Raw genomic sequence first — 26,262 nt, 5'->3', positions numbered from 1 at the left:
TCCCCCATCCCCCTCCCGCCTCCCCGCCGCCCCCAGCCCTGGGCGTCTCATCCCTCCCCCACCGGCCCCGGATGGAGACCCCATGTCCGTCAGCGACGACACCTGCGCGATCGGCGGGTTGATCAACCCCGACGCGTTCCCCGTGCCCGACTTCGACACCGACTCGCTGGACTACCAGGCGGGCCGGCTCCGGGCCTACGGCGCCGACCTGGCCCAGGTGGGCGGCGACATCACGAGTTCCTGGGCGGGGCTGTCCGAGTGCTACTCGGCCCCCGAGGCCGCAGAGCTCTACTCCGTGGTCGACCCGGTCGCCGCGGACGGTGAGTCCGTCGAGACCGGAACGGAGACGGCCGCCGCCGCCCTGGAGACGTTCGCCCAGGCGGTCCGCGACCTCAAGGTGGAGTGGATCTACCTCAAGAGCGACGCCAACGTTTTCCTCAGCAGCATCGAGGGGGACGACGACTGGCGCGAGGGCAGCTGGGACGGGGGGAGCGAGAAGGTCGCCGAGCACAACGAGCTCCTGCGCCGCGCGTCCGTCCTGGTCCAGGACTACCAGCTCGCCGAGATGGACTGCGCGAACGCCATCAACGCCGGACTCACCGGACGGTCCAACTTCGTCTACGGCGGGACCGAGTCCGCGCCCAACGACGTCCCGTACGGCTACGGGGGCAACGCCAGTGGCATGGACACGCCCTGGGGCGGGCCGGCCGAGACCGACCACTTCTGGACCATGGACGTGGACCACGCGGTCGGCGACTTCCTGGAGTCCGGTGGCGACGACCTGAGCGCGTTGCTCGGCTTCGACCCCGAACAGAACCGCCTCGACTGGTCCTGGGACACGATGCGGGAGGCGCACTGGGGCAACATCACCTCCGCCGCCTCCCTGGTCGGGCTGTACGACGTCGAGAACGAGGACTGGGGGCCGACCAGCCGGGACCAGGTCGCCGAGTCCTGGGCACAGGTGGTGCACTCGATCGTCCCCTGGGGCGAATGGGACGAACGACCGGGGTACGTGATCGGCACGACCGCGCTCAATATCGTCACCTTCTTCGGCGCCCCGCTGTTGGGCGTCCGCAGGGCGGTGGGGGGCTCCGACGCCGACGGCTCGCCCGGGAGCGGGACGGAGATCGAGCTGCGCCTCGACATTCCGTTCCTGGGCGGCTCCGGGACGACGCTGGGCAGTGTGAACGTCGACCTGCCGCAGTTGGAGAACCTGCTGAACGCCTCCGCGTTGACGGACGCCCAGAACGCCCTCGACCGGCTGATCGACCGCAACAACGCGACCTCGTCGGGTGCCGACTCCTCGAACGACCCCACCGCCCAGGACCTGTACGACGGGATGACCCTGGAGAACCTCCTCGACTCCGTCGAGGACGACGCGCGCCGGGACGGCGACCTCGACGACTGGGTGGCCTCCCCCGTCGGCGGCGACCTCGACGGCGACGACGCTGCCAGGGAGCCCGCCCTCATCGGCACGCGCTCGGACTCGGGCGAGGAGGAGGGGACCCCGGAACAGCCGCCGCACCGGCCGATCGACCTCACCGGCGACGACGACTTCGGTTCGGAGAGCTTCACCCCCGAGACCTTCGACCCCGACAACTTCGAGATTCCCGGCGACTGGCCGGACAGGTACGGCGCCGACGCCGGCGACCGCACTCCCGACGTGACCGACAGCGTCGACGACTCCCGGCCCCAGGACTCCCCGATCGACTGGGACGCGGAACTGGGCGGCGACGGGGGCACAGGCGGGGGCGCCGGCGGCGACCAGGACTCCTCGATCGACTGGGACGCGGAACTGGGCGGTGGCCCGCCGGACGGCGGCTCCCGGGGCGGCGGCACCGACGACGGGAGGCCCGAACCGGCCCCGGACCCGGTCGAGCACCGGATGCGAGGGCTCGAAGCGTGGCTGGCCGAGGGCGCCGAGCACTTCTACAGCCGGGTCGAGGGCAGTGGCGGCTTCGACAACCTCAACGCGAAGCGGTACGGGGACGAGCTCGGGGAGCTCACCGGACCGCTCACCCCGGAGCAGGTGCGGGCGGTGGCCGCGTACGCGGCGGACCCGCCGGACATGCCGAACAGCAAGGCGATCAACGCCTATCTGAAGGGAGACACCAGCGGGCTGACCCCCGAGCAGGTGCGGGAGGTGGCGGCGACCGTCGCCCACCTCGACGAGGCGATGCGGGCCCTGGAGCTCCCGGACGATCTGGTCGTCGTGCGCGGGGTGTCGATGGACCGCCTCCCGATGCACGTGTCGGACATGCCGAACGGCGGCACGATCCCCCACCAGGAGTTCATGTCGACGTCCATCGGCGGCCCCGCACCCGGCTGGGAGGGCTCCGAGGTCCTCCTGCACCTGCGCGTCCCGGAGGGCACGAACGGGATATGGGTCGACGCCGCCGGCGGCGCGAACAAGGCGGAGCGGGAGCTGCTGCTGGCCCACGACACCGAGTACCGCGTGCACGAAGTGGTGTGGGACGCCGACGGCCAGTGGCACGCCTTCGGCGAGGTCATCACCCCCGACGGCCCGCCCGGTCACGACGGGCCCGACCCGACCACCATGGAACCGACCACGCTGGCGGACGGGAAGACACCGTTCGACGTCGAATTCGGCCACACCGACGCGTCCGGACGCTGGTTCGACGACAGGGGGATCGCGCACATCGAGCCGCCGACCACGGCCCATGACGCGCGGATCTACAACCGGATCCGCGCCGATGTGGGGGACACCGGCAGAATCGCCGAGCAGACCGGAGCGAGCGTCGAAGTCCTGGACCGCGTCAAGGAGCACATCTTCATGAGGGAGCACGACGTGGCCGTCGGACCTGGTGAGGTGAGACAGGGAAGGTTCACCCCGATGCCCCACATCGCCGAATGGTGGACCAAGGCCCAGACGGGCCGCATCAGTGACGCCGAGATGCCCGCGTTCCACCGGTGGCTTGAACACGAGGCCGTCGAAAGCCTGCTCATGGAGAGGGGGATGCCCTATCTGTCCTCCGATCCCGCGGCCTTCCATTGGGATCCCGTCTATGGCGGCTACAGTCCCCGTCCGTCAGCCGACCACTACGGTGCCCACAACCTCGCGCCGGCAGAGGGGATACCGGACCCGTGGGGTCACTACCGTGAGGATTGGGACGCTCCGAGCATCACGCCCGCCGCGGACCTGTCGAACGCCGACGCCATCGCACAGGAGATCTTCGAGAGGTTCGACCAGTGATGAACGCATGCACGGAGATCGCCTCCCGTCTACGGGCGATCGAGTGGAACGACAAGCCCGTGTCCAGGAAGTCACAGGCGCGTCTCGTTCAGGAGTACCTCAGGCGATCCGCTCTCTGGACCGGGGAACTCCGGGCCCAGGGGTGGCCCTTCCTCGACATCGCCCATCGGATCGACCCGGACGTCCGGGCCCCGGTCGAGATCGTCGACGGCGCCCTGGCGGCGTTCCCCTCCTACGCCACCTACTACGTGCGGCGCACCGTGGAGTGGTCGCTGCACTTCGCGGCCCTCAAGGACGCGGGGAAACCGCTCCCCGCTCTGCCCGACCCCTTCTCGCCCCTCCTCCTCGTCTACGAGCGCGGTGACACCATCAACCTCACGCCGACCGGTTCCATCGAAGTGGCCGGGCTCTCCGTCCCGCGAGGCGAGATGCACAGGTACGCCCGGATCGAGCCCCTGTCCGCCATCGACAGAGAATCGCTCGACCGACTCGATCAGTGATCAAGGCGCCGGCGGTCCCGCTCCCGCAGAAAGATTATCACTGTATGTGATTTGAGCGCGACTCTTTGACACAATGTGGGATCACCGTTTCCGGCCCCGCTTGAGCATGGAGAGTCCTTCGTGAAACCCACCCGCACACTGGCCGCGTTGACGATGGGCGCCCTGCTGGTCCTGCCCGCCGGGGTCACGGCCGCCCCGCCGACCGCGGCCGCCTCCTCCGGGGTGGTGAGCGAGCGCGCGGTGTCGTGGACCCCGCACGTCCTGGACGGGTCGGTCAAGGACATCCTGCGCGTCGGGGACACGGTCGTGGTCGCCGGGGACTTCCACCGGGTCGCCGACGCCGACCAGGGCCGCACCCACACCCGGCGCAACGTCTTCGCCTTCGAGCACGGCACCGGCGAGATCCTGCGCGGCTTCGCCCCCGACGTGAGCGGGCCGGTGCACTCGCTGGTGGAGGGTCCCGGGGGGACCGTGGTCATCGGCGGCCACTTCAGCGCGGTGAACGGGTCCGCCTCGCGCGGTCTGGCCCGGCTCTCGTTGGCCGACGGCCGCGCGCGGCCGGAGTTCGACGCGACCATCGACAACGGCGTCACCTACCGGATGGCGGGCGACGGCGACGACCTCTACGTCGGCGGTTCCTTCTCCGGGGTCGGCGGCGAGGCACGGCACGGCATCGCCCGGATCGACACCGCCACCGGGGAGGTCGACACGGGCTTCGCTCCCCGTATCGAGGAGCAGCGGCGCGGCGAGCTGCGCGTCCACGAGCTCGCGTTGAGCCCCGCAGGGGACCGGCTCGTGATCAACGGGACCTTCACCCGTGTCGACGGCCACGACCGGTACCAGATCGCCATGCTCGACACCGCCGACGGCTCGGTCACCCCGTGGTCGACCTCGGCGTTCGAGCCCGACTGCGACTACTCCCGGATGCAGACCTACATGCGCCGCATGGACTTCTCCCCCGACGGCTCCTACTTCGCCGTCGTGACGGCGGGCGGCCCGACGGTCAAGCCCGGCCTGTGCAAGTCCGTCACCCGGTTCGAGAACACCGACCGCGCCGGTGCCCGGCCCACCTGGAGCAACCTCACCGGCGGCGACTCGCTGTACTCGGTCGAGGTGACCGACTCCGCCGTCTACGTCGGCGGGCACCAGCGCTGGATGGACAACGAGAGCGGCGCCCTCAACGCCGGCCCCGGCTCGGTGGAGCGCGAGGGCATCGCCGCCGTCGACCCCCGGACCGGGCGGGCGCTGCCCTGGAACCCGGGGCGCGCGCGCGGGCACGGGGTGGAGGCCCTGTACGCGACCGACGGCGGCCTCTACGTCGGCAGCGACACCGAGCGCCTCGCGGGCGCCTACCACGGCCGCCTGGGCATGTTCCCCACCACCTGACCGGCTCCCGTCTGCGGGCCCCACCGGGCGTAACCGGTGGGGCCGCACGCGCTTCAGGTGACCGGCTCGCTCTCCCGCGCGGCCTTGCTCCCCGGCTTGCGCCCACGGCGCCCCGAACCGCCGGACCCGCTCAACAGCTGCTGGACCCGCTGGTGGGACAGGTGCACGACCTCCCCCATCGAACGCTGTGAGAGCCCCGCCTCGCGCATGGCCTCCAGAGCCTTGGCCCGGCTGCGTTCGTGTTCGGCCATGGCCTCGACGAAGCGTGCCTCGGCGTCGATGACATGCAGGACGTCTTCCGTCACGTCCTTGCCACCGAACTCATAGCGCCAGGTGATCGTGAAGTCATCGGGGTCAGACCTTGTAAGGTCCGCGATGAACTCAGGTACCTCATCACGGATCTCGTCGAAGCGCACGTAGTCAGCCACACCCGCGACGTTCTCGGGGAGGCCGTCGATCACGACAGCCCACAGGTCCTCGTCGCGTGTGACCGTAACGGTGTAGTCGGGCATCACTTCTCCATCCACTTCGTACCGAAGAGGTGTGCCAAGCTGTCTTCCACACCTTGCAGTACCGTCCAGCTGAGTTCTCGCGGATGGTCTGTGATGCCGAAGAACCCGACTTCCAGCCCCTCCGCGTCGAGGACGGCATAAGTTCGGTGCGACCCCTTTCCCCGGCCCCTCATCTCCTCGATCCGCAGCCCTCGCTTGCGCGCATGCCTGCGTGCCAGCGCAAGGACAGCCCTCGCCTTGAGTCGCTTGTTCACCATGAGTGTAAGACTAGGTGGATTGCAGGGCAAGGTACTAAAAAACTAGAATTTAGCTCGGCGAAACCACACCGACCGTGCGGCCGAAATCGGCCAAGACTCCTTGGCCAACAGTTGTTGGCCAAGGAGTCTTGGGCGTCTATGGTGGCGGGCATGAACGACGCTTCCCCTGCCTCCGACGGTCCGAACGACCCCTTCGCGAAGGCCGCCGTACCCGATGCCCTCTCCCTGCGCGGCCTGGCCCACCCGCTGCGACTGCGCATCCTGGACCTGCTGCAGAACCGCGGCCCCGCCACCGGCAAGGCGGTCTCGGAGCGGCTCGACATCTCCTCCGCCTCCGCCAGCTATCACCTGCGCCAACTGCTCACCTACGGTTTCGTCGAGGAGGCGCCCGACCTCGGCACGACCAGGGAGCGCTGGTGGCGCGCCCCGCACCGGGGCTTCCGGCTGCCCGAGGAGCTGGACACCGAGGCGCCCGAGCTCAGCACGGCCGTCCGCCTGGCCCTGGCCGCCCGCTGGGCGCAGGACCTGGGCGGCGCCGTCCAGCGGTGGAGCTCGCAGCCGGAGGGCTGGCGCGAGGCCCAGGTCATGTCCGAGCGCCGGACCCGGCTCACGGTGGACGAACTCGCCGCGCTGCGCGAGGAGATCCGCGCGGTCCTGGACCGCTACGCCCGCGACGTGGACGAGGACGTTCCCGGCGCGCGTGTGGTCACCACGCAGTTCGCGGCCTTCCCCGGCCCCGGCCCCGACGACGAACCGCCGCAGGACCGGGAGTGAGCCGGGCCGCGCCGGACCGGCGCCCGAGCCGACGCCCGCTGGTCGGCCTCGTCCTGGCCCAGGCGTGCTCCTACACCGGCACCCGGCTGGCGATGGTCGCCCTCCCGTGGTTCGTCCTCACCACCACCGGCAGCGCCACCGACATGGGCCTGGTGACCCTGTGTGAGTTGGGCGCCTACACCCTGGCCCGCCTGCTGAGCGGGCCGCTGCTGGACCGGCTCGGGCACCGGGTGGTCAGCGTGCGCCTGGACGTGGTGGCCGCCGTGGCCCTGCTGTGCGTCCCCCTGCTGCACGCCAGGGGCCTGCTGGCCTTCCCGCTGCTGCTGGTGCTCGTCACCGTCGTCGGACTGGCCACAGGGCCCTCGGAGACCGCGAAGGTCTCCCTCACGCCCTTCGTCGCGGCCGCCACCCGCATGAGGGTCGAGCGCGTGGCGGGGCTCACCGGCACGGTGGACCGCTTCTCGCAGACCGTGGGGCCGATCGCGGCCGGCGCGGTCGTGGCCACGGCGGGCGCCCTGCACGCGCTCTACGCCAACGCCGTGCTCATGGTGCTGGCGTCGGTGGTCCTGACGTCGCTGGTCCCGCGCTCCCTCGGCCGCACCGACGCCCCGCCCGCCGCCGGCGGCGGCGCCGACCCGCCCCCGAGGGCCGGCTACCTCGCCCAGCTCTACGAGGGGTGGCGGACCGTCTGGGGCGATGCCTGCCTGCGCGCGCTCGTGCTGATGATCATGGTCACCAACCTGGTCGACGTCGCGGTGATGACCGTCGTGCTGCCCGTGTGGGTCGCCGGACACGGCGCCGGAGCGCAGACCGTCGGGCTGATCGCGGGCGTCCTCGGCGGGGCCTCGGTGCTCGGCGCGGTGACGGCGGCGTGGATCGGCCACCGGCTGCCCCGGCGGGCCACCTTCTTCACGGCGTTCCTGGTCTCGGGCCCGCCCCGCATCCTGGTCCTGGCCCTGGACGTGCCGCTGTGGGCCGTACTCGTGGTGTGGGGCGCCTCCGGTCTCGCCGGGGGACTCATCAACCCGATCCTGTCGGCCGTCCTCTTCGAACGGCTGCCCGCCGACATGACCGGTCGCGGGATGGCGGTGGTCGGGGCGCTCGCCCGGATCGGGGCGCCCGTCGGCGCTCCCCTCGTGGGCCTGGCCGTGGGCCTGGTGGGGACCTCGCCGGTCCTGCTGGTCTGCGCGGCCGTCTACCTGCTGGCGACGACCCTGCCGGTGCTCGGTCCGGCCGCCGCCGCGATGGCGGCACCGCCCGCGCACGCCCCGGTCAGGACTCCCGGGTCTCCGTCTCCCCCTGCTTGACGGCCGTGTCGGCGACCTCCTCCTGGAGGTGGTCCTCGCGCGAGGCGCCGCCCTCGATCCGATCGGCCACGCCCGGGGCCCTGCGGTTCTCGATCCGCCGTACCGCGGAGGCCGACATCTGGTCCCGCAGCCTGGAGAGCAGCACGTAGGAGGCGAGCCCGCTGATGAGCCACGCGAGCACCAGCGCGATCCACGACCGGGCACCGAACAGGTAGACCACTCCGAGGGCCCCCGCGAACAAGCCGACTCGGGCGGCCGTGTAGGTCAGCCAACTACGCATTGAAAAGCCTCACAACAGACGTTTACCTGGACTAGATTGGTCACCACGCCGCATCCACGTGCGAGGCGCCCGGCCCCGGCGTGTTCCATGCGGTCGCGACTCCCTCACGGACGCCGCTTCGAAGGGACTCCCTCCAGGTTAAGGCCGTGCCAGGGCACCCACCCACCAGGTCCGGCAAGTCGCGATTCACCAAGTCATGGGATGTTTCCAATCCCGACAGCAGGGCCCGAACATCACGTTCCGGTCACATATCCGGTACTCCTCCCCCCAACGCGGCAATTTCTCCGAAAACTAGGGAGGAAACGGACCAACTCGTGCACACTAGGGGATCAAACGCCCGCCGCCCCCAAACTCCAAGGCGGGCATGATTGGGGGAACGTGAAGGTGGAACGAGCAACCGAACGCCTGTTGACCCCCGGGGAAGTGGCCTCACTCTTCCGGGTTGATCCCAAGACCGTGACACGCTGGGCCGCCTCCGGGCGGATCAGCAGCATCAGAACCCCCGGGGGCCACCGCCGCTTCCGGGAGTCCGAGGTCCGGGCGCTCCTGCTCGGAGAACCGAGCGAAAGCACCCCCTGAGGGCATCCCGCCGCGCGCGGCGTCCCGACCGTGCGCAGTGGACAGATCAGAGTAGGCTGGAACCATGGTGTGGCTCGGTGGCCTGATCACGCTCGTGACGATCGTTCTGTGGGTGTACGCGTTCTTCGACGCGTTGACCACCCCTGCCCAGGACGTGCGGAACCTTCCGAAGATCCTGTGGCTCGTCGTGATCGCGCTCTTCATGCCGGTCGGTTCGATTCTGTGGCTCTTCCTCGGACGGCCCCGCCCGGGCGTCCCCGTGCAGGGAAGCGCGCCCTCCCCGGCTCAGGCCGCGAACGCCGCGGACGACCTGGACCCGTCGGACTTCGCCAAGCCCTCGGACAGCCCGCACCCACTCGGTCCGGACGACGATCCCGAGTTCCTGCGAGGTCTGCGTCGACGGATCGATCCGGACGACTGACCACGGCGAACAACATGACTGTGGGGCCGTGTCCATCCGGGCACGGCCCCACCATCGTTCTCACTCCCGGGCGACGAGCCCGGTGACCTGCTCGCCCCGCGCGGGGTGAGCCGATCGAAGGGGCGCCCCGGTCGGCCGGGACGCCCCGCTCGTCCTACAGGAGGCCGGCGCCCACCCGGCGCGGCAGGGAGCGGATGGCCCCGACCGGCTGGACCCGGTCGACGTACTCCGGCGTCCAGGTCTGCTCGGTGCCCAGCTGACGGTCCGGGTAGTGCGCGTTGTGCTCGGCGACCAGGTCGACGCCGTGCATCCGGCCCCGGCCCTCGTACATGACGGCGTTGCCGTGCGCCACCATGTCCGTGCCGCCCCAGTTGTAGACGATCTCGCCGGCGCCGATGCCGTCACGCAGGTCGAAGACGTTGTTCTCCGCGTACAGGTGCGACTCGCGGCCGGCGCCGAGCGCGTACTGGTACAGGTCGCCGGCGATCGTGTAGTGGTTGTTGTAGACGTGGACCTGGCCGTAGCGCACCCGCGGCGCCCGCTGGCCGAGGCCGTCGAAGTGGTTGTGGTGGTAGGTGATGCGCAGGTGGCCGCGGTCGGTGACCCGGCCGTCGCTGTTGCCCACGATCATCGCCTTGTCCCGCTCCACGAAGTGGTTGTAGGACACGGTCACGAGGTCGGACTCGCGCACGATGTCCAGCAGGGCGTCGTGCATCTCGTACTTGCTGTCGAAGTACTCCGGCAGCTCGCTGCCCGGGTTGTCACCGTCGTCGAAGGTGTTGTGGTCCACCCACACGTTGGTCGACCCGGAGATCTCGATGTTGTCGTACTCGGAGTTCCAGTTGCCGGTGTTGCCGTCCTTGGGGTCCCAGCCCGGGAAGCAGTCGTAGGCGTCGGAGAAGGTCAGGTTGCGCAGGATGACGTTCTCGACGTTGTTGACGCGCAGCGCCACCCCGGTCAGGCCGGAGTCCCCGTCCGCGCCGACGACGGTGGTGTTGGAGCCGACCGACACCCGGATCTGCTCGGCCTGGACGTCCTGGGAGGCGTCCCTGGCCTCCTCCAGCGGGCCCTCGGGGTCCTCCCAGCCCCACACCTGCGGGTCGTAGGCGGCCAGGTAGTCCTCACGGGTGTAGCCGTCGACGGCGTAGTCCTCGCAGCCGAGCGGCGAGCCGTCGGCGGCGGTGTTGCCGTCGATGAGCCCTTCGACGACCACGATCCGGGGCCGCCCGTCCTCGCGCGGGCCGACCGCGTCGCGCAACTCCTCCATCGTGGCGACGTGGACGACGTCCTCCTCCGCCGCCGCGGAGCCGCCGGTGGTCCCGTCGCCGGCCGAGCCCCAGCCGTCGCCGTCGGCGAGCACCTGGCGGGTGATGTCACGGGGGTGGTGGTCGCGGTCGGCGGGCGCGGCGTGGGCGGTGGTGACCGCGGTCGCGGTCAGCGCCACCGCCATGGTCAGGGTCACGGGCAGGGCCAGTCTTCGCATGATCGTCCGTCCGCTCGGGGGATCAGTCCGGGCCGTGTCGTGCCCGTACTGCAAACGTTTGCACGAAGATGCCTCGAAAGTCGCTGTCCAGTCAACCCCTTCGTCACATGATCGTCATGGAAAACTTCGGAAAACTGCACTAGCATCCGTAGGAACGAGCTCTGTGGACAGCACGTCACGACGACTGACTTTTAGCAACCGATTGCTGTTGTCGTAGAATCAAGATCCACCTTCGACTGCACCAGGAAACGGAGGTCGCGGGTGGCCGTGACCATCAGGGACGTCGCCCGCGCCAGCGGCGTCCATGTCTCCACCGTCTCGCGGACCTTCTCCGCGGCGCACCTGGTCAACGCGCGGACGCGCTCGCGCGTACTGGCCGCCGCCGACGAGCTCGGCTACCGTCCCAACCGCGCCGCGCGCGCCCTGTCCACCCGGCGGACCGGCAACCTCGGGCTCATCGTCGCCGACATCGCCAATCCGTTCTTCCCCCCGCTGATCAAGGCCGCCCAGGCCCAGGCCCGGGCCCGCGACTACCACGTCTTCGTCGCCGACACCGACGAGCAGGCGCGCGTGGAGGAGGAGCTCGTCCGCTCCATGGCCAAACAGGTCGACGGCGCCCTGCTCGTCGCGCCCCGGCTGAGCAACAAGGTGATCGCCGAACTCGGCCGCGACGTCCCGTTCGTCCTGGTCAACCGCCGTGTCAGCGGCATGGCGTGCGTCCTGATGGACGTCGCCGCGGGCGTGCGCGAGGCCGTGGAGCACCTGGCCGCGCTGGACCACCGGGACATCGCCGTGCTCACCGGCCCGCGCGCCTCGTGGACCGGCCAGGAGATGGTGCGCGCCGCCGAGGCGTGCGCCGGGGAGCTCGGGGTGAGCGTGCGCCGGATCGGCCCCAACCCGCCCACCGAGGAGGGCGGGGCCGCGGCCGCCGACGAGGTGGTCTCCAGCGGGGTGAGCGCGGTGCTGGCCTACAACGACATGGTCGCGGTCGGACTCGTCCAGCAGGTGGAGCGGCTCGGGCTGTCGGTGCCCGCGGACCTCAGCGTGGTCGGAGTCGACAACACCCACGCGGCGCGCTACTTCCGGCCGGCCCTGACCACGGTGGACATGCCCGTCGCCTCGGCCGGACGCGGCGCCATCGATCTCCTGCTCCAGGCCGTGACCACCGGGGAGCCGCCCGGCACGGTGTCCCTGGACACCCGTCTGGTCGTCCGCGACTCCACCGCCCGGCGGTGAGGGCCGGGGCCGGGCCCGTTCCCGCACCGCCGGCCCCGGTCCCGGCCCTGGGTCAGGCGTAGCTGTGCAGGCCGCTGAAGACGTAGTTCACCGCGAAGAAGTTGAACATGACGGTCAGGAAGCCCAGCACGTTGATCCACGTGGCCTTGGGTCCCCGCCAGCCGCCGGTCGCGCGGGCGTGCAGGTAGGCGGCGTAGATCACCCAGGAGATGAACGACCACACCTCCTTGGGGTCCCAGCCCCAGAAGCGGCCCCAGGCCTCGTCCGCCCAGATGGCGCCGGCGATGATGCCGAAGGTCCAGATCGGGAACGCGAAGAGGATGAATCGGTGCGAGATGCGGTCGAGGAGTTCGGGGCTGGGCAGGCGGCCGGCGATACCGGCGACCTTCTCCCCCAGCGCCCGCTTGGCCTCGGCGCGGTGGGAGACGAGGTAGGTGACCCCCGTGACCCCGGAGACCATGAACGCTCCGCCCGCGATGATCAGCGCGGTGACGTGGATCGGCACCCAGTACGAGTGCAGGGCCGGGATGAGCGGGCCCGGGTCGACGTAGAGCCACCGGACACCGATGCCCAGCAGGAGCAGGACGGGGACGAGCACGAACGCGCCCAGGAAGCGCGCCTGGTAGCGGAACGAGGCGTAGAGCAGGCCGCCGACGGCGATCAGGCACAGCGCCACGATGAACTCGAACATGTTGCCCCACGGCCAGCGGCCGGCCGCCAGACCGCGCGAGACGATCTGCGCCACGCTCAGCGCGAAGCCCAGGATCGTCACGCCCAGCGCGAGCCGCCCCATCAGGCTTCGGGGGGCCTGGGCCTCGCCCTCGGTGCTGCGGACGTTGACCTCGATACCGTCGTCGGCCCCCGGGCCCTCGCCCTCACGGGCCCCGACGGCCACGGGCATCAGCCGGCCGGCCTTGAGGCTGGTGCGCCGCCCGTAGGCGGCCTCGATCGCGAAGAGGAACAGCGCGGCCGCGTAGGCGACGATCATCGCGATGATGAGCGTGTCACTGGCCGAGGCCATCGTCTCGTTCACCGGTGCGGCGAGTGTGTACGTCACCGGTCACTCCTTCTCGTCAGGGGTAGCGTCGCCGGTGTCGGCCCGTAGCCGCCCGGCCAGTCGCGTGGTCAGTTCGTGGAACTCGGCGTTGTCTCCGGCCGCCTCCGTCTTGCCGAGTCCGGCCACCTCCACGCCGGTGCGGCCGTCCTCCCGCCGCTGCGCGCGCACCCACACGCGCCGGGGGCGTACGAAGAGGGTGATGAGCAGGCCGGCGACCGCCAGTGTCGCCGCGGTCAGCGCCGGAAGCCGCGCGCCGTCCCGGTTGCTCTGGAGGCTGACGTACTCCTTGACGCCGGAGAAGGTGATCGATCCGGCCCCGTCGGGCAGCTCCCAGGTGTCGCCGACCTCCAGCGTGGGCGACTCCCCGAGCTCCTCCATGCCCTCGGTACGCAGCTGGTAGACCGACTGCGGGTCGACCAGCCCCAGGTCGCCCTGGTAGCCCTGGAGGGTCACCGCGGGGTTCTCCGCGTCCGGGTAGGTCGAGACCAGCTCTCCCGCCCCGTCCTCGGCCGCGGTGGGCAGGAACACGCCGACGAAGCCGAGCTGCTCTCCCCCGGTGTCGGGCACCTTGATCACGCCGTCGGAGGTGAAGGTCGCCGTCTCCCGGTACAGGAAGGGGACGGCCTGGTCGAAGACCACGTCGCCCTCGGCGTCGCGGACGACGAACTCCGGGGCGTACCCGTGGCCCAGCAGGTAGACCTGGACGCCGTCCACCGTCAGCGGGTGGTTGACCTCCAGCCGGTGCCGGCCCTCCTCGGTCTCCGGGGACTCCTTGTAGGTCAGCTCGGCGACGTAGGAGGACGCCTGGCCCCGCAGGTCGCCGTCCTCGATGAACGACGCCTCGAAGTCGTCCAGGTGGAACGTGAACGGCTCCAGGCGGTCGGTGTCGGTCCAGTGGCCGGGGTAGATGGCGTCGTAGGACGTGAGCGTGTTGGCGAACCCGTCGCCCTCCACCACGAGCATGTTGCCCCGGTAGCCGAAGAACGCTCCGGCGGCCAGCGCCAGCAGCAGGCCCAGCAGGGCGAGGTGGAACAGGACGTTGCCGGCCTCGCGCAGGTAGCCGGTCTCACTGGAGATCGAGTCGCCGTAGCGCTCGACCCGGTAGCCCTTGAGGACGCCGCGCGCCCGCTCCAGCACGACCACGGGGTCGGCGTCGGTGGTGAACCGCGCCGCGTACGGCATCCGGTCCAGGTGGCGCGGCGTGCGCACCGGCCGGGCGCGCACGGCGCGGGCGTGGGCCAGCGCGCGCGGCAGCACGCAGCCCGCGAGCGAGACGAACAGCAGCAGGTAGATCGCCGCGTACCAGGGCGAGGAGAAGACGTCGAAGAGGTAGAGGCGGTCCAGCCACGGGGCCAGGTCCGGGTGTTCCCGGAAGTAGGTGTTGACCTCGTCGACGCTCACCACGTTCTGCGGCAGGATCGACCCGGGGATCGCCCCGACGGCCAGCAGGAACAGCAGGATCAGCGCCGTGCGCATGGAGGTCAGGACGCGCCACGCCCAGCGGGTCCAGCCGAGGACCCCCAGCCCCTTGGGCCGTGTGGGCTGCTCGGGGGCCTCGCCCCGCGCGTCGTTTCCGGTCTGCGCGGTCGTCATCAGATCACCGTCTGGTAGTCGGCGGCCCAGCCCTGCATGACGACGGTGATCTGCGTCCACAGGCCGGTGACCATGGCCAGACCGACGAGGACGAGCATGACGCCGCCGACCACAGTGACCGAACGGGTGTGGTTCCGGAGCCAGGAGAAGGCGCCCAGCGCCCGCCGGTAGAGCAGCGAGGCGAGCACGAAGGGCAGGCCCAGCCCGACGCAGTAGACGAGCGAGAGCAGCATGCCGCGGCCGGCGCCGCCCTCGACGAAGGCCAGCGTCTGCACGGCGGCCAGGGTCGGACCGATGCAGGGGGTCCACCCGAGCCCGAACAGGACGCCCAGGAGCGGCGCCCCGGCCAGGCCGGCGCGGGGCAGCCGGTGGATGCGGAACTCGCGGGCGAAGCCCGGCAGGACGCCCATGAAGGCCAGGCCGAGCACGATGGTGAGCAGCCCGAGGACCCGGGTGATGGGGTCGGTGTAGTCGATGAAGACGTCGCCGAGCCAGCCGATGAAGCCGCCCACGGCGACGAAGACCAGGGTGAAGCCCGCGATGAACAGGCTGCTGCCGGCGACCATGGTCCAGCGGCGCGCGGCCAGCTCGGTGTCGACGTCGACGGCGGTCGCCGTGGCGGTGCCGCCGCCCCGCTCCGCGCGGGCGCGCATGTCGGCGCCGCTCATCCCGGTGACGTAGGAGAGGTAGCCGGGCACCAGCGGCAGGACGCACGGGGAGAGGAAGGACACCACCCCGGCGGCCAGCGCCAGGGGCGCGGCGAGCAGCAGGGAGCCGGACAGGACGGTCGTGCCGATGGGATCCATCAGTCGGAGTCCCCGTTCCCCGCGCCGTCGTCGGCCGCGGCGTCCTCGGCGGGCTCCGTCGGCGCCTGGGAGTCCTCGGCCCCCTCCGAGGCGTCCGCGTCCGCGTCGGCCTCGCCCGCGCTCTCCTCGGCCTCCTGTTCGGCCACCCGGGGCCGCTCCTCGGGGTCGCCGAGGTCGAACTCGACCACCACCGGGTTCAGCAGTTCCGTGAGCTGGCCGTAGGTCGTGGGGCCGATCACGCGCGCGGCGATGCGCCCCTCGGGGTCGATGATCAGCGTGCTGGGGATCGACCGGGGCGGCACGGTGTCGCGGAAGGCCTGCGCGACCTCGCCGGGCTGGTCGTACAGGCTCGGGTAGGGGATCTCCTGGTGCTCGGCGTAGGCCCGGGCGGCGGTCTCGTCGTCCTTGATGTTCACGCCCAGGAAGTCCACGCCCAGATCGGCGTACTCGGTGTGGACCTCGTCCAGGACCGGCTGTTCGGCGCGGCAGGGGCCGCACCAGCTCGCCCAGACGTTGAGGACGACGATCTCGCCCAGGTAGTCGCTCAGCGCGACCTCGTCGCCGTCCAGGGTGGTGCCGGAGACCTCGGGCACCTCGACCCGGTCGGCGCCCTCGAAGACGGTGGAGCTGCCGTCACCGGAGATGAACCGGTCGTCGGGGTCGCCGTTCTCGATCTCGTTGCCGCCGGCGCAGCCGGACAGCGCGAGCACGGCCGCCAGCGCGAGGGCGCGTGTGGCGGGTGCTGCCCGTCGCGAGCGGCGCAGCCAGTGGTGCTCTCGCAAGGCCGAAGAAGGAGTCAGCCCGGGCTTGGCTGTCGACTGATGAGAACGCAGCGCGAGCGCCGCTGGGGCGACGCGCCGCAGGGCAAGTACCCGCCACACGCGCCCTAGGGCTGTCGGGCGTGCCGATCGGAGCCGCTGGCCGGCACTGGTACTGGGCATCGAGGGGACCTCGCGAAACAGGGCGTGAACAGGGCGGACCACAACAACGACAAAGTGTAGTAGATGCCCTGGAGACCCTTCGGCCGCCCCGTCGCTCCGGCCGTGGCAGGCGCGAGCGAGGCAGCGTCAGGCGAGGTGGAGAGCCTCTGGAGTCAGCAGACCGAGGGCCCGGCGTGTCGCCCGGCCCCGGTCGGCCCAGCCCTGATCAACCAGCCTCGACGAAGGCTTCGCGGAGGTAGTCGTGCACGGCTCGTTCGGGAACCCGGTAGGAACGCCCCACGCGAATCGCGGGGAGAACTCCCGAGTGCACCATTCGGTAAACGGTCATCTTGGACACACGCATGATCGTGGCGACCTCGGCCACGGTCAAGAACCTGACCTCTTCCAGAGGCGGCTTACTCGCGTTCATCTTTCGACGCCCTCATTTCCCGGACGTGAGCATTGTCTACCGGTCAGCCCAGCGTGGAGCCGAAAGAAGAGCGACCCCGGTCTTGCCCGTCCCTACGCCACGCCGGCGTGTCATGCTGTCACTACTGACACGTCCGTTTTCAGAGTAGAGCCGAGTTCCCTTGAGCGAAAGCCTCTTTGTCCTGTCTTCGGGGATATACGTTGCCGACGGGGCGGATGAGGTTTAAAGGTGGGTATAAATGGTCGGCCCTGCTCACATGAGGCCCGCGCGCGCCAGCACGTACTGGCGTAGCGGCACGTAGTCCTCGGTCAGATATCCGTCGTCCAAAGGCACGGTGACCAGCAATTTTCCCTCGTGTTCGGCGAGGAAGAGCGCGGGGTCGTTGCTGTCGGCGAAGCCCATCGTGGGCACTCCCGCCTCCCCCGCCGCACCGGCGAACCCGTGGTCGGCGATGACCAACTGCGGCCACGCCTGTCCCCGCTCGGCGAGGTCGGCCAGGATGGCCCGCATCGCGAAGGGGTGGTGGCTGTGGCGGGACAGGTGGCCGTCCGTGACGATGGCGACGTCGTCCTTCCACACCACGATGCGCCGGTTGGGGGGCCGCTCGGTGGTCACCTCGTAGGAGTAGCCGCCGGCCGCGGTGACGACCTCGCAGCCGCGCGCGGCCAGGGCGTCCTTCCACGCGCGGTAGGTCTCTCGGAGCTTGGTGGGGTGCCCGGTGGCGAACATGACCCGCTCCCGGCGCTCGGCGGCCAGGGCCAGGCGGTCGGCGAAGGCCTCCAGGGCGTCCACGGTCAGGTCGGGGTCGATGGTGTCGATCCCCCAGACGTACTCCTCGTCTCCCACCACGCCGCAGCGCTTGTTCATCAGCGCGAGGACCTCGGAGAAGGTCCAGTCGTGGGCGAACGTCAGGCCGAACTGGTGGTAGGGGTCCTTCTGGACCAGGCGCCGGTAGTGCCGCAGATTGTTCTGGCGGGGGGTGTCGACGTGCCCCGCGATCCCCGTGCGAACCAGATAGGTGATGAGCTCAGCGCGTGTCGGCGGCGTCACCGGCGTTCCCCTTCCTCGTCTGCGCAGCGAGCGTGCGCCACGCCGTGCGTCCACCACGACGCCTGCTCCTGTTCGCCCGGTATTCAACCTCTTCCTACCCGCTGGGCGCCCGCCACGCCCAATCCCGGTGAATTCACCGATCAGGGAGTTCAGAGGCTGGGGTCGATCCCGTGACTGGGGAAAACGGCGGTGCGCGTCGCACTGATCGCCCGGTCGACGGGGTCGCCCGGGTCGTATCCCTCCTCGAAGGGGGAGAAGGAGACCTCGCGCCCGTCGGTCATGTACAGCGGGGCCATCTCGCCGGTACGCCGCCGCACGAAGTCCCGCCAGCTCTGCGGGGTCTCGGCGTCGGGGTCCACGGGCGCCCCCGCGGCCTCGGCGAGCAGGTGGGTCCAGGCGCGCGGCACGACCTGCACGAGGCCGTACCCGCCGCCGCCGAACAGCAGCCAGCGGCCGCCCGCGGTCTTCTGCGCCAGCCGGTGCAGCTCGGCGTAGGCGCGGCGCTGCCCGTCGACGCTGAGCGTCAGGTTGGCCAGGGGGTCCAGGGCGTGGGTGTCGCAGCCCTGCTGGGTCACGAGGATCTCGGGCTGGAACTCGTGCAGCAGCGGCGGCACGACGGCGTCGAAGGCCCGGTGCCAGCCGGTGTCGCCGGTGCCGGCGGGCAGCGCGACGTTGACCGCGTAGCCCTCGGCGCCGGGGCCGCCGGTCTCCGAGGCCTGGCCGGTCCCGGGGAACAGGGTGGCCGGGGACTCGTGGAGACTGATGGTGAGCACGCGCGGGTCGTCGTAGAAGGCGCGCTGGACGCCGTCGCCGTGGTGGACGTCGACGTCGACGTAGGCGACCCGCTTGGCCCCCTGCTCCAGCAGCCAGGCGATGGCCAGGGCGGGGTCGTTGTAGACGCAAAAGCCCCACGCGTTGCCGCGCATGGCGTGGTGCAGGCCGCCGGCGATGTTGGCGGCGTGGGACGCCTCGCCCGTCCAGACCGCCTTGGCGGCGGCCACGGACGCGCCCGAGATGAGGGCGGCGGCGTCGTGCATGTCGGGGAAGACGGGGTTGTCGGCGGTGCCGAGCATGTGGGCGTCGTCGGGTTCGAGCGTCTTGCCCGCCCGCTTGACCGCCTCGATGTAGGAGGGGTCGTGCACGAGCGAGAGCAGCTCGTCCGAGGCCGGTTCGACGTCCAGCAGCGCGACGCCCGGCGCGTCCAGGACGCCGAGGTCACGGCTCAGGGCCATGGTGAGCTCGACGCGGATCGGCGCCATCGGGTGCTGGGGCCCGAAGTCGTAGGCGGTCAGTCCGTCGTCCCATGCCACCCGAAGCGAGCAGGACGTGCGCCCTCCCATGTGGTGACCCCCGTTCCAGGTGTGCGTGCTCAGAAGCACACAGTACGCAAGACGGGCCTGCGGGCCGAAACCCGGGGTCGGCCCGGTGCGGTCGCGGCCGCACCGGGCCGGCGCCGTCAGTCGTTCGACATCGTGTAGAAGCAGGACTCCTGCTTGTACCCGGCGCCCATGTCGACCGTCCCGTGCAGGGGCCTGGAGCCGAACAGGCCGGAGCCGCCGGAGGTGAGCAGGAGCCGGTACTCGCCCGGGTCCAGCTCGACCGTCATCCGGTCCCCGTCGTCGAAGCAGGAGTTGCCGGTGGGCGGCGAGTCGTAGGGCTCACAGCTCTCGCACGCGTCCGTGACGATCTCGCCGTGGACGCCGTCCGGCCCGACGTAGAGGAACCGCATCTCGTTCGGGGAGTTGTTGACGACCTCGATGACCACCTTGTCGTTGCCGCTGTCGCCCGTGCGTTCACCGCCCCAGTCGCTCTCGCCGAGAGCGGTGAGGGTGTCCATCTCCTCCTCGATGTGCGCGGCGCCGACGTGGCGGACCAGGTCCTCGACGTCGTCGGCCTCGTAGTCGGGGTACTCCGCGGTGAGGAAGTCGGTCATGCTCTCGGCCGTGGCGGCGTCGCCGTCGTCGACCTCCGCCCAGCCGCACTGGCGCGCGGACTCGGGGTACTCCGCCTCGATGCGCTCGGTGACCTCGGGGGCCTCGTCCCAGGCGAGCCCCTGGAAGAGCGCGATCTGCTCGTGGGCGGTGCACCACAGCTCGGCGGCGTAGTCACTGGTGCCGACGTCGTAGAGGTCGACCAGGGCTCCGGAGACCTCGCCCGCGGCGGCGGTGCCGTCGTAGTCCCGCGGGATCACGGTGTAGATCTCGTGGGCCCGCTGGATGTTCTCGCGGTACTCGTCGGTGACCACACCGGTGTACTCGTCGGCCGCGGTCTGCTTGAGGCCGTCGGCGAAGGACAGGTGGATGTCGGCGACCTCGCCGTCGGTGTCCTCCCACTGCGCGGCGTGGTGGGCGAAGTAGGTGGCGTAGGAGTCCAGTGCCTGCTCGTACTCCTCGTTGTCGACGTCGCCCTGCGCGGTCTCCAGGAGCCCGCAGGCCGCGATCCCGTCCCGCGACCGCTGCATCAGGGAGGGCGAGAGGGAGAGCTGGAACCCGTTGCCCACGCGCTCGTAGGCGTCGACGGCCGTGTCGCAGTCGCCGCGCGCGTGCGCGGCGTCGGCCACGCGCAGCTGCCACTCGCCGACCTGCCACACGCTGAGCAGGGAGGCGGCGACGGCCACGGCGAGACCGCCGGCGGCCAGGAACGGCATCGGGTTCTTGGGGAGCTGCTCGCCGCGGGTCACGCCACGCTCGTCACGGGCGCGCCCGGCGAAGAGGCCGTGCACGGCCGCGGCCGCGAACCACACGAGGAAGATCGGCGTCCACAGCAGCAGGTTGTCGGCCGCGCCGATGACGGCCGCCGTGATCAGCAGGCCGATCGTGACGATGAGCGCGCCGGCGAAGAAGGGCCACTGGCGCAGGTAGAAGTAGCCCGCGCCCAGGCCGGAGGCGTTCAGCGCGGCGGTGCGGACGGCAGAGGGGGACGTGAAGAGCCCCATCCGCGGCGGTCGTGGCGGGGGCGGCGGCGCGCCGAACTGCCCGGGCGGCATTCCACCCGGGGGCATCCCGCCGGGAGGCATCCCGCCAGGGGGCGGACCCTGCGGAGGCATGCCGCCCGCGGGCGTCCCACCGGGAGGCATCCCGCCAGGGGGCGGACCCTGCGGGGGCATTCCACCCTGCTGTCCGGGCGGACCCTGCGGGGGCATCCCGCCCGCGGGGGTGCCACCGGGAGGCGGACCCTGCGGAGGCATGCCGCCGGAGGGCGGGCCCTGAGGCGGCATCCCGCCCTGCTGTCCGGGCGGGCCCTGCGGGGGCATCCCGCCGGGCGGCGGACCCTGCGGAGGCATCCCGCCCTGGAAGTGGCCGGGGACGCCGCCGGACGGCGTACCGCCCTGGAACTGCCCAGGGACGCCACCGGACGGCGTACCGCCCTGGAACTGCCCAGGGACGCCGCCGGCCGGCGTACCGCCCTGGGGCTGTCCCGGAACGCCGCCGGCCGGCGTACCGCCCTGGGGCTGTCCCGGAACGCCACCCGCCGGGGTTCCGTCAGAGGGCGTGCCGCCGGGGGGAGGGCCTCCCTGCGGCTCGTGTGGATCGGAAGGGGGAGGAGGATTCGTCATGGAGGACCCTGGGTCGGCTGGGGAATGGGAGACACGCGGGGGCGAGGATGCACGGACGGTATGCGACAGAGCACCCCCTATGCACAGTACCCACCGCCTTCCGCCCGAATTTCCCCACCCCGCGTCCGATCCCGGCCATCAACCAACCGGCCCCCGCGGGCATCTAACGCCACCGACCTGGGCAATCGGAGGCGCCCGCCCCGCCCGGCGAGCGGAGCGCGCGCCGGGGGTCAGCTCCCCGAGAGCGCCTGGCTGCGGTCGCGCGCGGCCTCGATCGCGTCGGTGAACGCGGTCCGCACGCCGTGCCGCTCCAACTCGCGCAGGGCGGCCGCCGTGGTCCCTCCCGGCGAGGTCACGGCCTCGCGCAGCACCACGGGGTGCTCCCCGGACTCGGCGAGCATCGCGGCGGCGCCCGTGATGGTCTGCCCCACGAGCTTCTGCGCGGTGGCGCGCGGCATGCCCATGGCGACGCCGGCCTCGATCATCGTCTCCGCGATGAAGTAGAAGTAGGCGGGCCCGCTCCCGGAGATCGCGGTCACGGTGTCCATGTGCTGCTCGCCGACCCGGATGACCTCGCCGACCGTCCCGAGCAGCTGCTCGGCGCGGTCCAGGTGCGCCGAACCGGCGTGGGCCCCGCCCGCCACCGCGGTCATCCCCTGGCCCATGAGCGCCGGAGTGTTGGGCATGGCCCGCACGACCGGCACGCCCGCGGGCAGGTGGCTCTCCATGACGGCGGTGGTGAGCCCGGCCGCGACCGAGATCACCAGGCGGTCGGCGCCCACGTGCGGACCGATCTCGTCGAGGAGGGCGAGCATGTCCTGCGGCTTGAGTGCCAGGAGCAGGGTGTCGGCGCGCTTGGCGGCGTCCTGGCCGGGCACCACCTCGACCCCGTAGCGGGTGCGCAGCTCCCGCGCGTGCTCCGCCCGCGGCTCCGTGACGAGGACGTCTCCGGGCGCGTGGCCCTTGGCCAGCATTCCGGCCAGCAGGGCCTCGCCCATCTTCCCGGCACCGATGATCGCGATCATGAAGGGTCCTCTCTGCGGTTCACCCCCACGCTAACCGCCCGCCGGTTCGCGCGCGGACGCCGCGTCCCACCATGCGGTCAGTCGCCGCGGCCGTCCGCGGTCCCGGCGTCGGGCCCCTCGCCGCCGAGGGGTCCGGTGTCGTCCACGGTGCCGCCCCGGTCCACCTCGAACAGGTGGGGCCGCGCGGACGACCGGCGGCGCAGCAGGCCGATCCGCTCCCTGCGGTCGAGGGAGACCGGACCCGATCCGGTGGGGCGGGCGAAGTGCAGTCGGGTGAAGGCCAGCGCCTCGGCCAGCTCCCGCAGGCGGGCCTGGCGGTCCGGGGCCTTGCGGGTGCTCACCTCCAGCACCAGCTGTCCCTCGTATCCCACCGTGGCCAGGTGTTCCAGCAGTTCCGCGACCGGCTGGCGACCGCGTCCGGGGATGAGGTGCTCGTCGAGGTTCTGGCCGCCGAAGCCGTCGGCCACGTGGACGTGGGACAGCCGGTCACCCAGCCGTTTGGCCATGTCCATGGCGTCGGAACCGGACATCGCGGTGTGGGAGAGGTCGAGGGTGACGTCGGGGTAGTCGCGGTCGAGGGGGTTCCAGCTCGGCGCGTAGGGCACCACCTCGCGGTCGCGCACCCGGACCGGGTACATGTTCTCCACCGCGAAGGCGACATCGGTCTCCTCCTGCATGCGCGCGACGCCCGCCTCGAACTCGCGGGCGTACTCGCGCTGCCAGCGGAAGGCCGGGTGGACCACGATCGTCTTCGCGCCGAGGGCCTCGGCCATCTCCTTGGACCGCACGAGTTTGCCCCACGGCTCCCGTCCCCAGACCCGCTGGGTGAGGACGAGGCAGGGCGAGTGGACGGCCGTGACCGGCACGCCGTGGTAGTCCGACAGCCGGCGCAGCAGATCGATGTCCTGGCTGGCGGGGTCGGAGGAGACCAGCACCTCCACGCCGTCGTACCCCAGCTTCGCGGCGATCTCGAAGGCGGCCGGGGTCTTCTCCGGGTAGACCGACGCCGACGACAGGACGACGGGTGCGTCTGGGACCTGGATAGGGCTCACGGAACCCAGACTATGCGCTCGCATCCCCTTTGTGCCTACCGCCCGCGCGAATCCGGCGCGCCGCCCGGTGTCGAGTACGTTCGACCGAGGAACGGACGGTGCTCAGGGAGTACAGGATGTGGCACGAGGTGCGGGTGTGATCCCTCAGGACGCGATTCCCAGTCCGAACATCTGGCGGAACCCGCTCACCTACGAGCTGGAGAACGAGGCCGTGGACCCCGACGGGGTGCTCACGGCGGCGATGGACCGGATCCGCCCGATCGAGGACGCCCACGTGCTCGACATCGGCTGCGGGACCGGATACCACCTGCCCGGATTCGCCGCGCGCGCCCGCCGGGTGACCGGCGTGGAACCGCACCCGGGGCTCGCGGAGTCCGCGCGCGCCCGGGTGCGGGGCCTGGATCGGGTCCGGGTCCTGGCCGGGACCGCCCAGCGGCTGCCCGTCCCCGACTCCGTCGTCGAGGTCGCGCACGCCCGCTGGGCGTACTTCTTCGGTCCCGGGTGCGAACCCGGTCTGGCCGAACTGGATCGGGTGATGCGCCGTGGCGGGGTCGCGTTCGTCATCGACAACGACGCGACGCGCTCCACGTTCGGCGCGTGGTTCCGGCGGTCGCTGCCGAGGTACGACCCGGCCGCCGTGGAACGGTTCTGGTCCTCGCACGGGTTCACCCGCGAGGCGTTGACGATGCGTTGCTCCTTCGAGGACCGCCGCGCCTTCGAGGCGGTCGTGCGGATCGAGTTCGCCCCCGCTCTGGCCGCCGAGATCATCGGGGCGCATCACGGCCTGTCGGTCGACTACGCCGTCAACCTGTGGTGGAAGAGGTACTGAGGCCGGGGTCAGGGGCGCGGCCGGGGTCAGAGCCGGACCGCTCCGGCGAGGTTGGTACGGGTCACGGCCCGTTCGCCGACGCGGCCGCCGGAGTTCGGGGCGTCGAACATGCGCCCGCCGCCGAGGTAGATGGCCACGTGGTAGGCGTAGCCGCCGTTGTCGGTCCAGTAGAGGAGATCGCCGCGCTCGGCCTTGGAGTAGGAGACGCGGGTCCCGGAGTTCACCTGGTCCTGGGCGATGCGGGGCAGGCGTACCCCGGCCTCGCGGAAGGACGCCTGGACGAGTCCTGAGCAGTCGAAGGAGTTCGGCCCGGTGCCGCCCCAGGCGTACGGCTTGCCCGCGTGGGACTCGGCTGCGTCGATGGCCTTCTCGACGGTCGAGGAGGACAGCGACTGGTGGATCCGCTCCCCCTGCCCGGCGCCTGCGGCCGAGGGCGCGGCGGCGGGGGCCGCAGCGGCGGCCGGGGCGGTGGGCTGGGCCAGGGCCGGAGCGGCCCCGGCGGCCAGGGACGCGACGACCGCCAGCACCACCGCTGCCGCACGCGGGCCGGAGCGGCCCACGGGCGAGGCCTGCCGCCCCCTCCCGGAGGGACGACAGGCCTCAGTTCGCTCGCACTCTCGCTGTTTTCGCATGACGGGTTCCCCTTCATGGTGACGTCAAGTGACGGTTCGGGCTCAGGGTCCGGACATCGGCCCCGTCGCTCATCCATCACCATTGGTCACATATTCAGCAAGAGAAATCACTCTCCGTAGTCTAATCGGTATCCAAGGAAGGTAAAGACTGGTTGAAGAACGCGGACGAAACGGGTCACACTTCGCACCCGACGCTGCCCGCTCCCTCGCCCTCGGTCACCGGCCGGCGCCACCGGCGAGCCGGGATCAGACCTGGGCCGGCGCCGCGCCCAGACCGGCCAGGACCCGGTCGGCCGTGACCGCCATCCCCGCCTCGTTGGGGTGCACCGGGAAGGCCGTGTTCTCCGGCACGACCCCCTCGACCCACCGCTCCCCGGCCGGCTCGCACACGTCGTGGCCCCGTTCGAGGACGTCGACGTAGACCGCGCCGGCCGCCCCGGCCTCTTCGGCGATCATCGTGTTGAGCGAGGTCTGCAACCCGTCCAGGTAGGCCACGTCGCCGCGCGCGACCGGCATGGTCGGCCAGCAGCCGCCGCTCTCGGGCAGGATCTGCAGGTAGCCGACGGCGAGCACGGTCGCGTCGGGGCTGCGCTCGCCGACCTGCGCGTAGACCTGCGCCACGTCCCCGCGCAGCTCCTCCACGCGGTCGTCCAGGGTGTCCCCGTAGTGGTTCGCGCACGGGCTGCCGAGCGGGTTCGTGAAGCTCAGCTTCGCGCAGCGCACGAAGATCTCGGAGAATCCGAGGTCGTTGCCCGAGATGCCCACGCTCACCAGGTCGGTCTCGGGGGTGAGGGCGTCGTACTGCGGCGGGACGTCGGTCAGGCCCTCGTGCTGGGGCTCGCTCAGGTCGGCGATGACCGCACCCGAGCAGCTGGCGTCGGTGAACTCGGCGACGTCCAGGGCATGGGCGACCAGTCGGGGGTAGTTGGCGTCCGACCGCAGGCACCGGGGGTCCGAGCCGGGTGCGCTCGGCGGGATCAGCGGACCCGCGGTGAAGGAGTCACCGAGGGCCACGTAGCGCTCGAAGGCGGCGTCCCCGGTCTCCGCGGCGGCGGGCGCCGAGACCAGGGACAGGCCCAGCGCGGCCGCGGCCACGGGGGCGAGGGCTCGACGGAGGGGGCGGGGGGCGAAACGGGCGCGGGAGACGGGGGACACGTCGGAACGGGACACGCGGGTTCCTCTCACGGAGCACGGGGCGTCGGATGGTGGGGGTGCACACGCCCCGTAGTGATTCTGTAACACGACCTACGAGTCGGCCGCCCTAACCCGTAGGTAACTTTCACGTGTCCCGCCGTCCCGCGAGCGTCACCGACCGGGCCCTCACCGAGGCAGCCTCGCCTGTCCCCACCGGCCGATACCGTGG

Annotated in this window: 25 protein-coding genes; 9 read left to right on the top strand and 16 right to left on the bottom strand. The window is 71.4% G+C overall.

Annotated elements, in window-relative coordinates; translation table 11 throughout:
- The first annotated feature begins 82 nt into the window (after positions 1-82).
- From DFP74_RS15330 to DFP74_RS15320, 3 genes are all read left to right on the top strand, one after another.
- The gene (locus DFP74_RS15330) at positions 83-3,214 is read left to right on the top strand and encodes an ADP-ribosyltransferase (protein WP_121182316.1); all 3,132 of its coding nucleotides are present in this window, start codon (positions 83-85) and stop codon (positions 3,212-3,214) included.
- Positions 3,214-3,714 (top strand): hypothetical protein, encoded by a 501-nt coding sequence (locus DFP74_RS15325; RefSeq protein ID WP_121182315.1) that lies wholly within the window; start codon positions 3,214-3,216, stop codon positions 3,712-3,714. The genes DFP74_RS15330 and DFP74_RS15325 overlap by 1 nt, the downstream gene beginning before the upstream one ends.
- A gap of 120 nt (positions 3,715-3,834) precedes the next feature.
- A complete protein-coding gene (locus DFP74_RS15320; RefSeq protein WP_121182314.1) occupies positions 3,835-5,100 on the top strand; it encodes a hypothetical protein in 1,266 nt (421 codons plus the stop codon).
- A 53-nt stretch (positions 5,101-5,153) separates the two neighbouring features.
- Here DFP74_RS15320 and DFP74_RS15315 read toward each other — a convergent pair whose 3' ends face one another.
- Positions 5,154-5,612: a hypothetical protein gene (locus tag DFP74_RS15315; protein WP_233570993.1), complete on the bottom strand. Its 459-nt coding sequence runs from the start codon at positions 5,610-5,612 to the stop codon at positions 5,154-5,156.
- Positions 5,612-5,869, bottom strand: a complete 258-nt coding sequence (locus tag DFP74_RS15310; RefSeq protein WP_121182313.1) for a hypothetical protein — start codon at positions 5,867-5,869, stop codon at positions 5,612-5,614. The genes DFP74_RS15315 and DFP74_RS15310 overlap by 1 nt, the downstream gene beginning before the upstream one ends.
- Positions 5,870-6,019: 150 nt before the next feature.
- Here DFP74_RS15310 and DFP74_RS15305 point away from each other — a divergent pair, with 150 nt between their 5' ends.
- Positions 6,020-6,643 carry a helix-turn-helix domain-containing protein gene (locus DFP74_RS15305; RefSeq protein ID WP_121188282.1) on the top strand — a complete coding sequence of 208 codons (624 nt, stop codon included), beginning with the start codon at positions 6,020-6,022 and terminating at the stop codon, positions 6,641-6,643.
- Positions 6,640-7,950: an MFS transporter gene (locus DFP74_RS15300; protein WP_233570992.1), complete on the top strand. Its 1,311-nt coding sequence runs from the start codon at positions 6,640-6,642 to the stop codon at positions 7,948-7,950. The genes DFP74_RS15305 and DFP74_RS15300 overlap by 4 nt, the downstream gene beginning before the upstream one ends.
- On the opposite strand, the gene DFP74_RS15295 is transcribed toward DFP74_RS15300, so the two are convergent.
- Complete coding sequence (locus DFP74_RS15295; RefSeq protein ID WP_121182312.1) at positions 7,916-8,230, bottom strand: DUF4229 domain-containing protein; 315 nt, start codon at positions 8,228-8,230, stop codon at positions 7,916-7,918. The genes DFP74_RS15300 and DFP74_RS15295 overlap by 35 nt on opposite strands.
- Positions 8,231-8,608: 378 nt before the next feature.
- Between DFP74_RS15295 and DFP74_RS15290 the strand changes: the two genes are divergently transcribed.
- Positions 8,609-8,809 carry a BldC family transcriptional regulator gene (locus DFP74_RS15290; protein ID WP_082376318.1) on the top strand — a complete coding sequence of 67 codons (201 nt, stop codon included), beginning with the start codon at positions 8,609-8,611 and terminating at the stop codon, positions 8,807-8,809.
- Positions 8,810-8,873: 64 nt separating this feature from the next.
- Positions 8,874-9,230: a PLD nuclease N-terminal domain-containing protein gene (locus DFP74_RS15285; RefSeq protein ID WP_121182311.1), complete on the top strand. Its 357-nt coding sequence runs from the start codon at positions 8,874-8,876 to the stop codon at positions 9,228-9,230.
- A 154-nt stretch (positions 9,231-9,384) separates the two neighbouring features.
- Here the strand turns inward: DFP74_RS15285 and DFP74_RS15280 are convergent, their stop codons facing one another.
- On the bottom strand, positions 9,385-10,713 hold the full coding sequence (locus tag DFP74_RS15280) for a polysaccharide lyase family 1 protein (protein WP_199725664.1): 1,329 nt from the start codon (positions 10,711-10,713) through the stop codon (positions 9,385-9,387).
- Positions 10,714-10,974: 261 nt separating this feature from the next.
- On the opposite strand from DFP74_RS15280, the gene DFP74_RS15275 reads away from it, so the two are divergent.
- Positions 10,975-11,949, top strand: a complete 975-nt coding sequence (locus tag DFP74_RS15275; RefSeq protein ID WP_121182310.1) for a LacI family DNA-binding transcriptional regulator — start codon at positions 10,975-10,977, stop codon at positions 11,947-11,949.
- Between the two features lie 52 nt (positions 11,950-12,001).
- Here DFP74_RS15275 and ccsB read toward each other — a convergent pair whose 3' ends face one another.
- From ccsB to DFP74_RS15225, 10 genes are all read right to left on the bottom strand, one after another.
- Positions 12,002-13,006: a c-type cytochrome biogenesis protein CcsB gene (ccsB, locus tag DFP74_RS15270; RefSeq protein WP_121182309.1), complete on the bottom strand. Its 1,005-nt coding sequence runs from the start codon at positions 13,004-13,006 to the stop codon at positions 12,002-12,004.
- 3 nt (positions 13,007-13,009) lie between these two features.
- Positions 13,010-14,599 (bottom strand): cytochrome c biogenesis protein ResB, encoded by a 1,590-nt coding sequence (locus DFP74_RS15265; protein WP_121182308.1) that lies wholly within the window; start codon positions 14,597-14,599, stop codon positions 13,010-13,012.
- Positions 14,599-15,405: a cytochrome c biogenesis CcdA family protein gene (locus DFP74_RS15260; protein ID WP_121182307.1), complete on the bottom strand. Its 807-nt coding sequence runs from the start codon at positions 15,403-15,405 to the stop codon at positions 14,599-14,601. Before DFP74_RS15260 ends, DFP74_RS15265 begins: the two co-directional genes overlap by 1 nt.
- The gene (locus DFP74_RS15255; RefSeq protein WP_370013382.1) at positions 15,405-16,187 is read right to left on the bottom strand and encodes a TlpA family protein disulfide reductase; all 783 of its coding nucleotides are present in this window, start codon (positions 16,185-16,187) and stop codon (positions 15,405-15,407) included. Before DFP74_RS15255 ends, DFP74_RS15260 begins: the two co-directional genes overlap by 1 nt.
- Positions 16,188-16,551: 364 nt before the next feature.
- Positions 16,552-16,755 (bottom strand): helix-turn-helix domain-containing protein, encoded by a 204-nt coding sequence (locus DFP74_RS15250; RefSeq protein ID WP_053616995.1) that lies wholly within the window; start codon positions 16,753-16,755, stop codon positions 16,552-16,554.
- A 252-nt stretch (positions 16,756-17,007) separates the two neighbouring features.
- Positions 17,008-17,805: a phosphatase gene (locus DFP74_RS15245; protein ID WP_121182306.1), complete on the bottom strand. Its 798-nt coding sequence runs from the start codon at positions 17,803-17,805 to the stop codon at positions 17,008-17,010.
- A gap of 149 nt (positions 17,806-17,954) precedes the next feature.
- Complete coding sequence (locus tag DFP74_RS15240) at positions 17,955-19,115, bottom strand: acetoin utilization protein AcuC (RefSeq protein WP_121182305.1); 1,161 nt, start codon at positions 19,113-19,115, stop codon at positions 17,955-17,957.
- A 146-nt stretch (positions 19,116-19,261) separates the two neighbouring features.
- Positions 19,262-20,791, bottom strand: a complete 1,530-nt coding sequence (locus DFP74_RS15235) for a DUF1109 domain-containing protein (RefSeq protein WP_121182304.1) — start codon at positions 20,789-20,791, stop codon at positions 19,262-19,264.
- Between the two features lie 800 nt (positions 20,792-21,591).
- Positions 21,592-22,386 carry a pyrroline-5-carboxylate reductase gene (gene proC, locus DFP74_RS15230; protein WP_121182303.1) on the bottom strand — a complete coding sequence of 265 codons (795 nt, stop codon included), beginning with the start codon at positions 22,384-22,386 and terminating at the stop codon, positions 21,592-21,594.
- Between the two features lie 77 nt (positions 22,387-22,463).
- Positions 22,464-23,438 (bottom strand): sugar phosphate isomerase/epimerase, encoded by a 975-nt coding sequence (locus tag DFP74_RS15225; protein ID WP_121182302.1) that lies wholly within the window; start codon positions 23,436-23,438, stop codon positions 22,464-22,466.
- Positions 23,439-23,649: 211 nt separating this feature from the next.
- On the opposite strand from DFP74_RS15225, the gene DFP74_RS15220 reads away from it, so the two are divergent.
- Positions 23,650-24,267: a class I SAM-dependent methyltransferase gene (locus DFP74_RS15220; RefSeq protein WP_121188278.1), complete on the top strand. Its 618-nt coding sequence runs from the start codon at positions 23,650-23,652 to the stop codon at positions 24,265-24,267.
- Between the two features lie 26 nt (positions 24,268-24,293).
- On the opposite strand, the gene DFP74_RS15215 is transcribed toward DFP74_RS15220, so the two are convergent.
- Positions 24,294-24,899 (bottom strand): C40 family peptidase, encoded by a 606-nt coding sequence (locus DFP74_RS15215; RefSeq protein ID WP_121182301.1) that lies wholly within the window; start codon positions 24,897-24,899, stop codon positions 24,294-24,296.
- A gap of 246 nt (positions 24,900-25,145) precedes the next feature.
- The gene (locus DFP74_RS15210; RefSeq protein ID WP_233570991.1) at positions 25,146-26,069 is read right to left on the bottom strand and encodes an SGNH/GDSL hydrolase family protein; all 924 of its coding nucleotides are present in this window, start codon (positions 26,067-26,069) and stop codon (positions 25,146-25,148) included.
- Positions 26,070-26,262 lie beyond the last annotated feature (193 nt).

It is taken from the genome of Nocardiopsis sp. Huas11 (genome assembly GCF_003634495.1).
GTDB lineage: Bacteria > Actinomycetota > Actinomycetes > Streptosporangiales > Streptosporangiaceae > Nocardiopsis.
The sequence above is the reverse complement of the archived record's forward strand: the minus strand, read 5'-3'. Positions and strand labels throughout refer to the sequence as shown.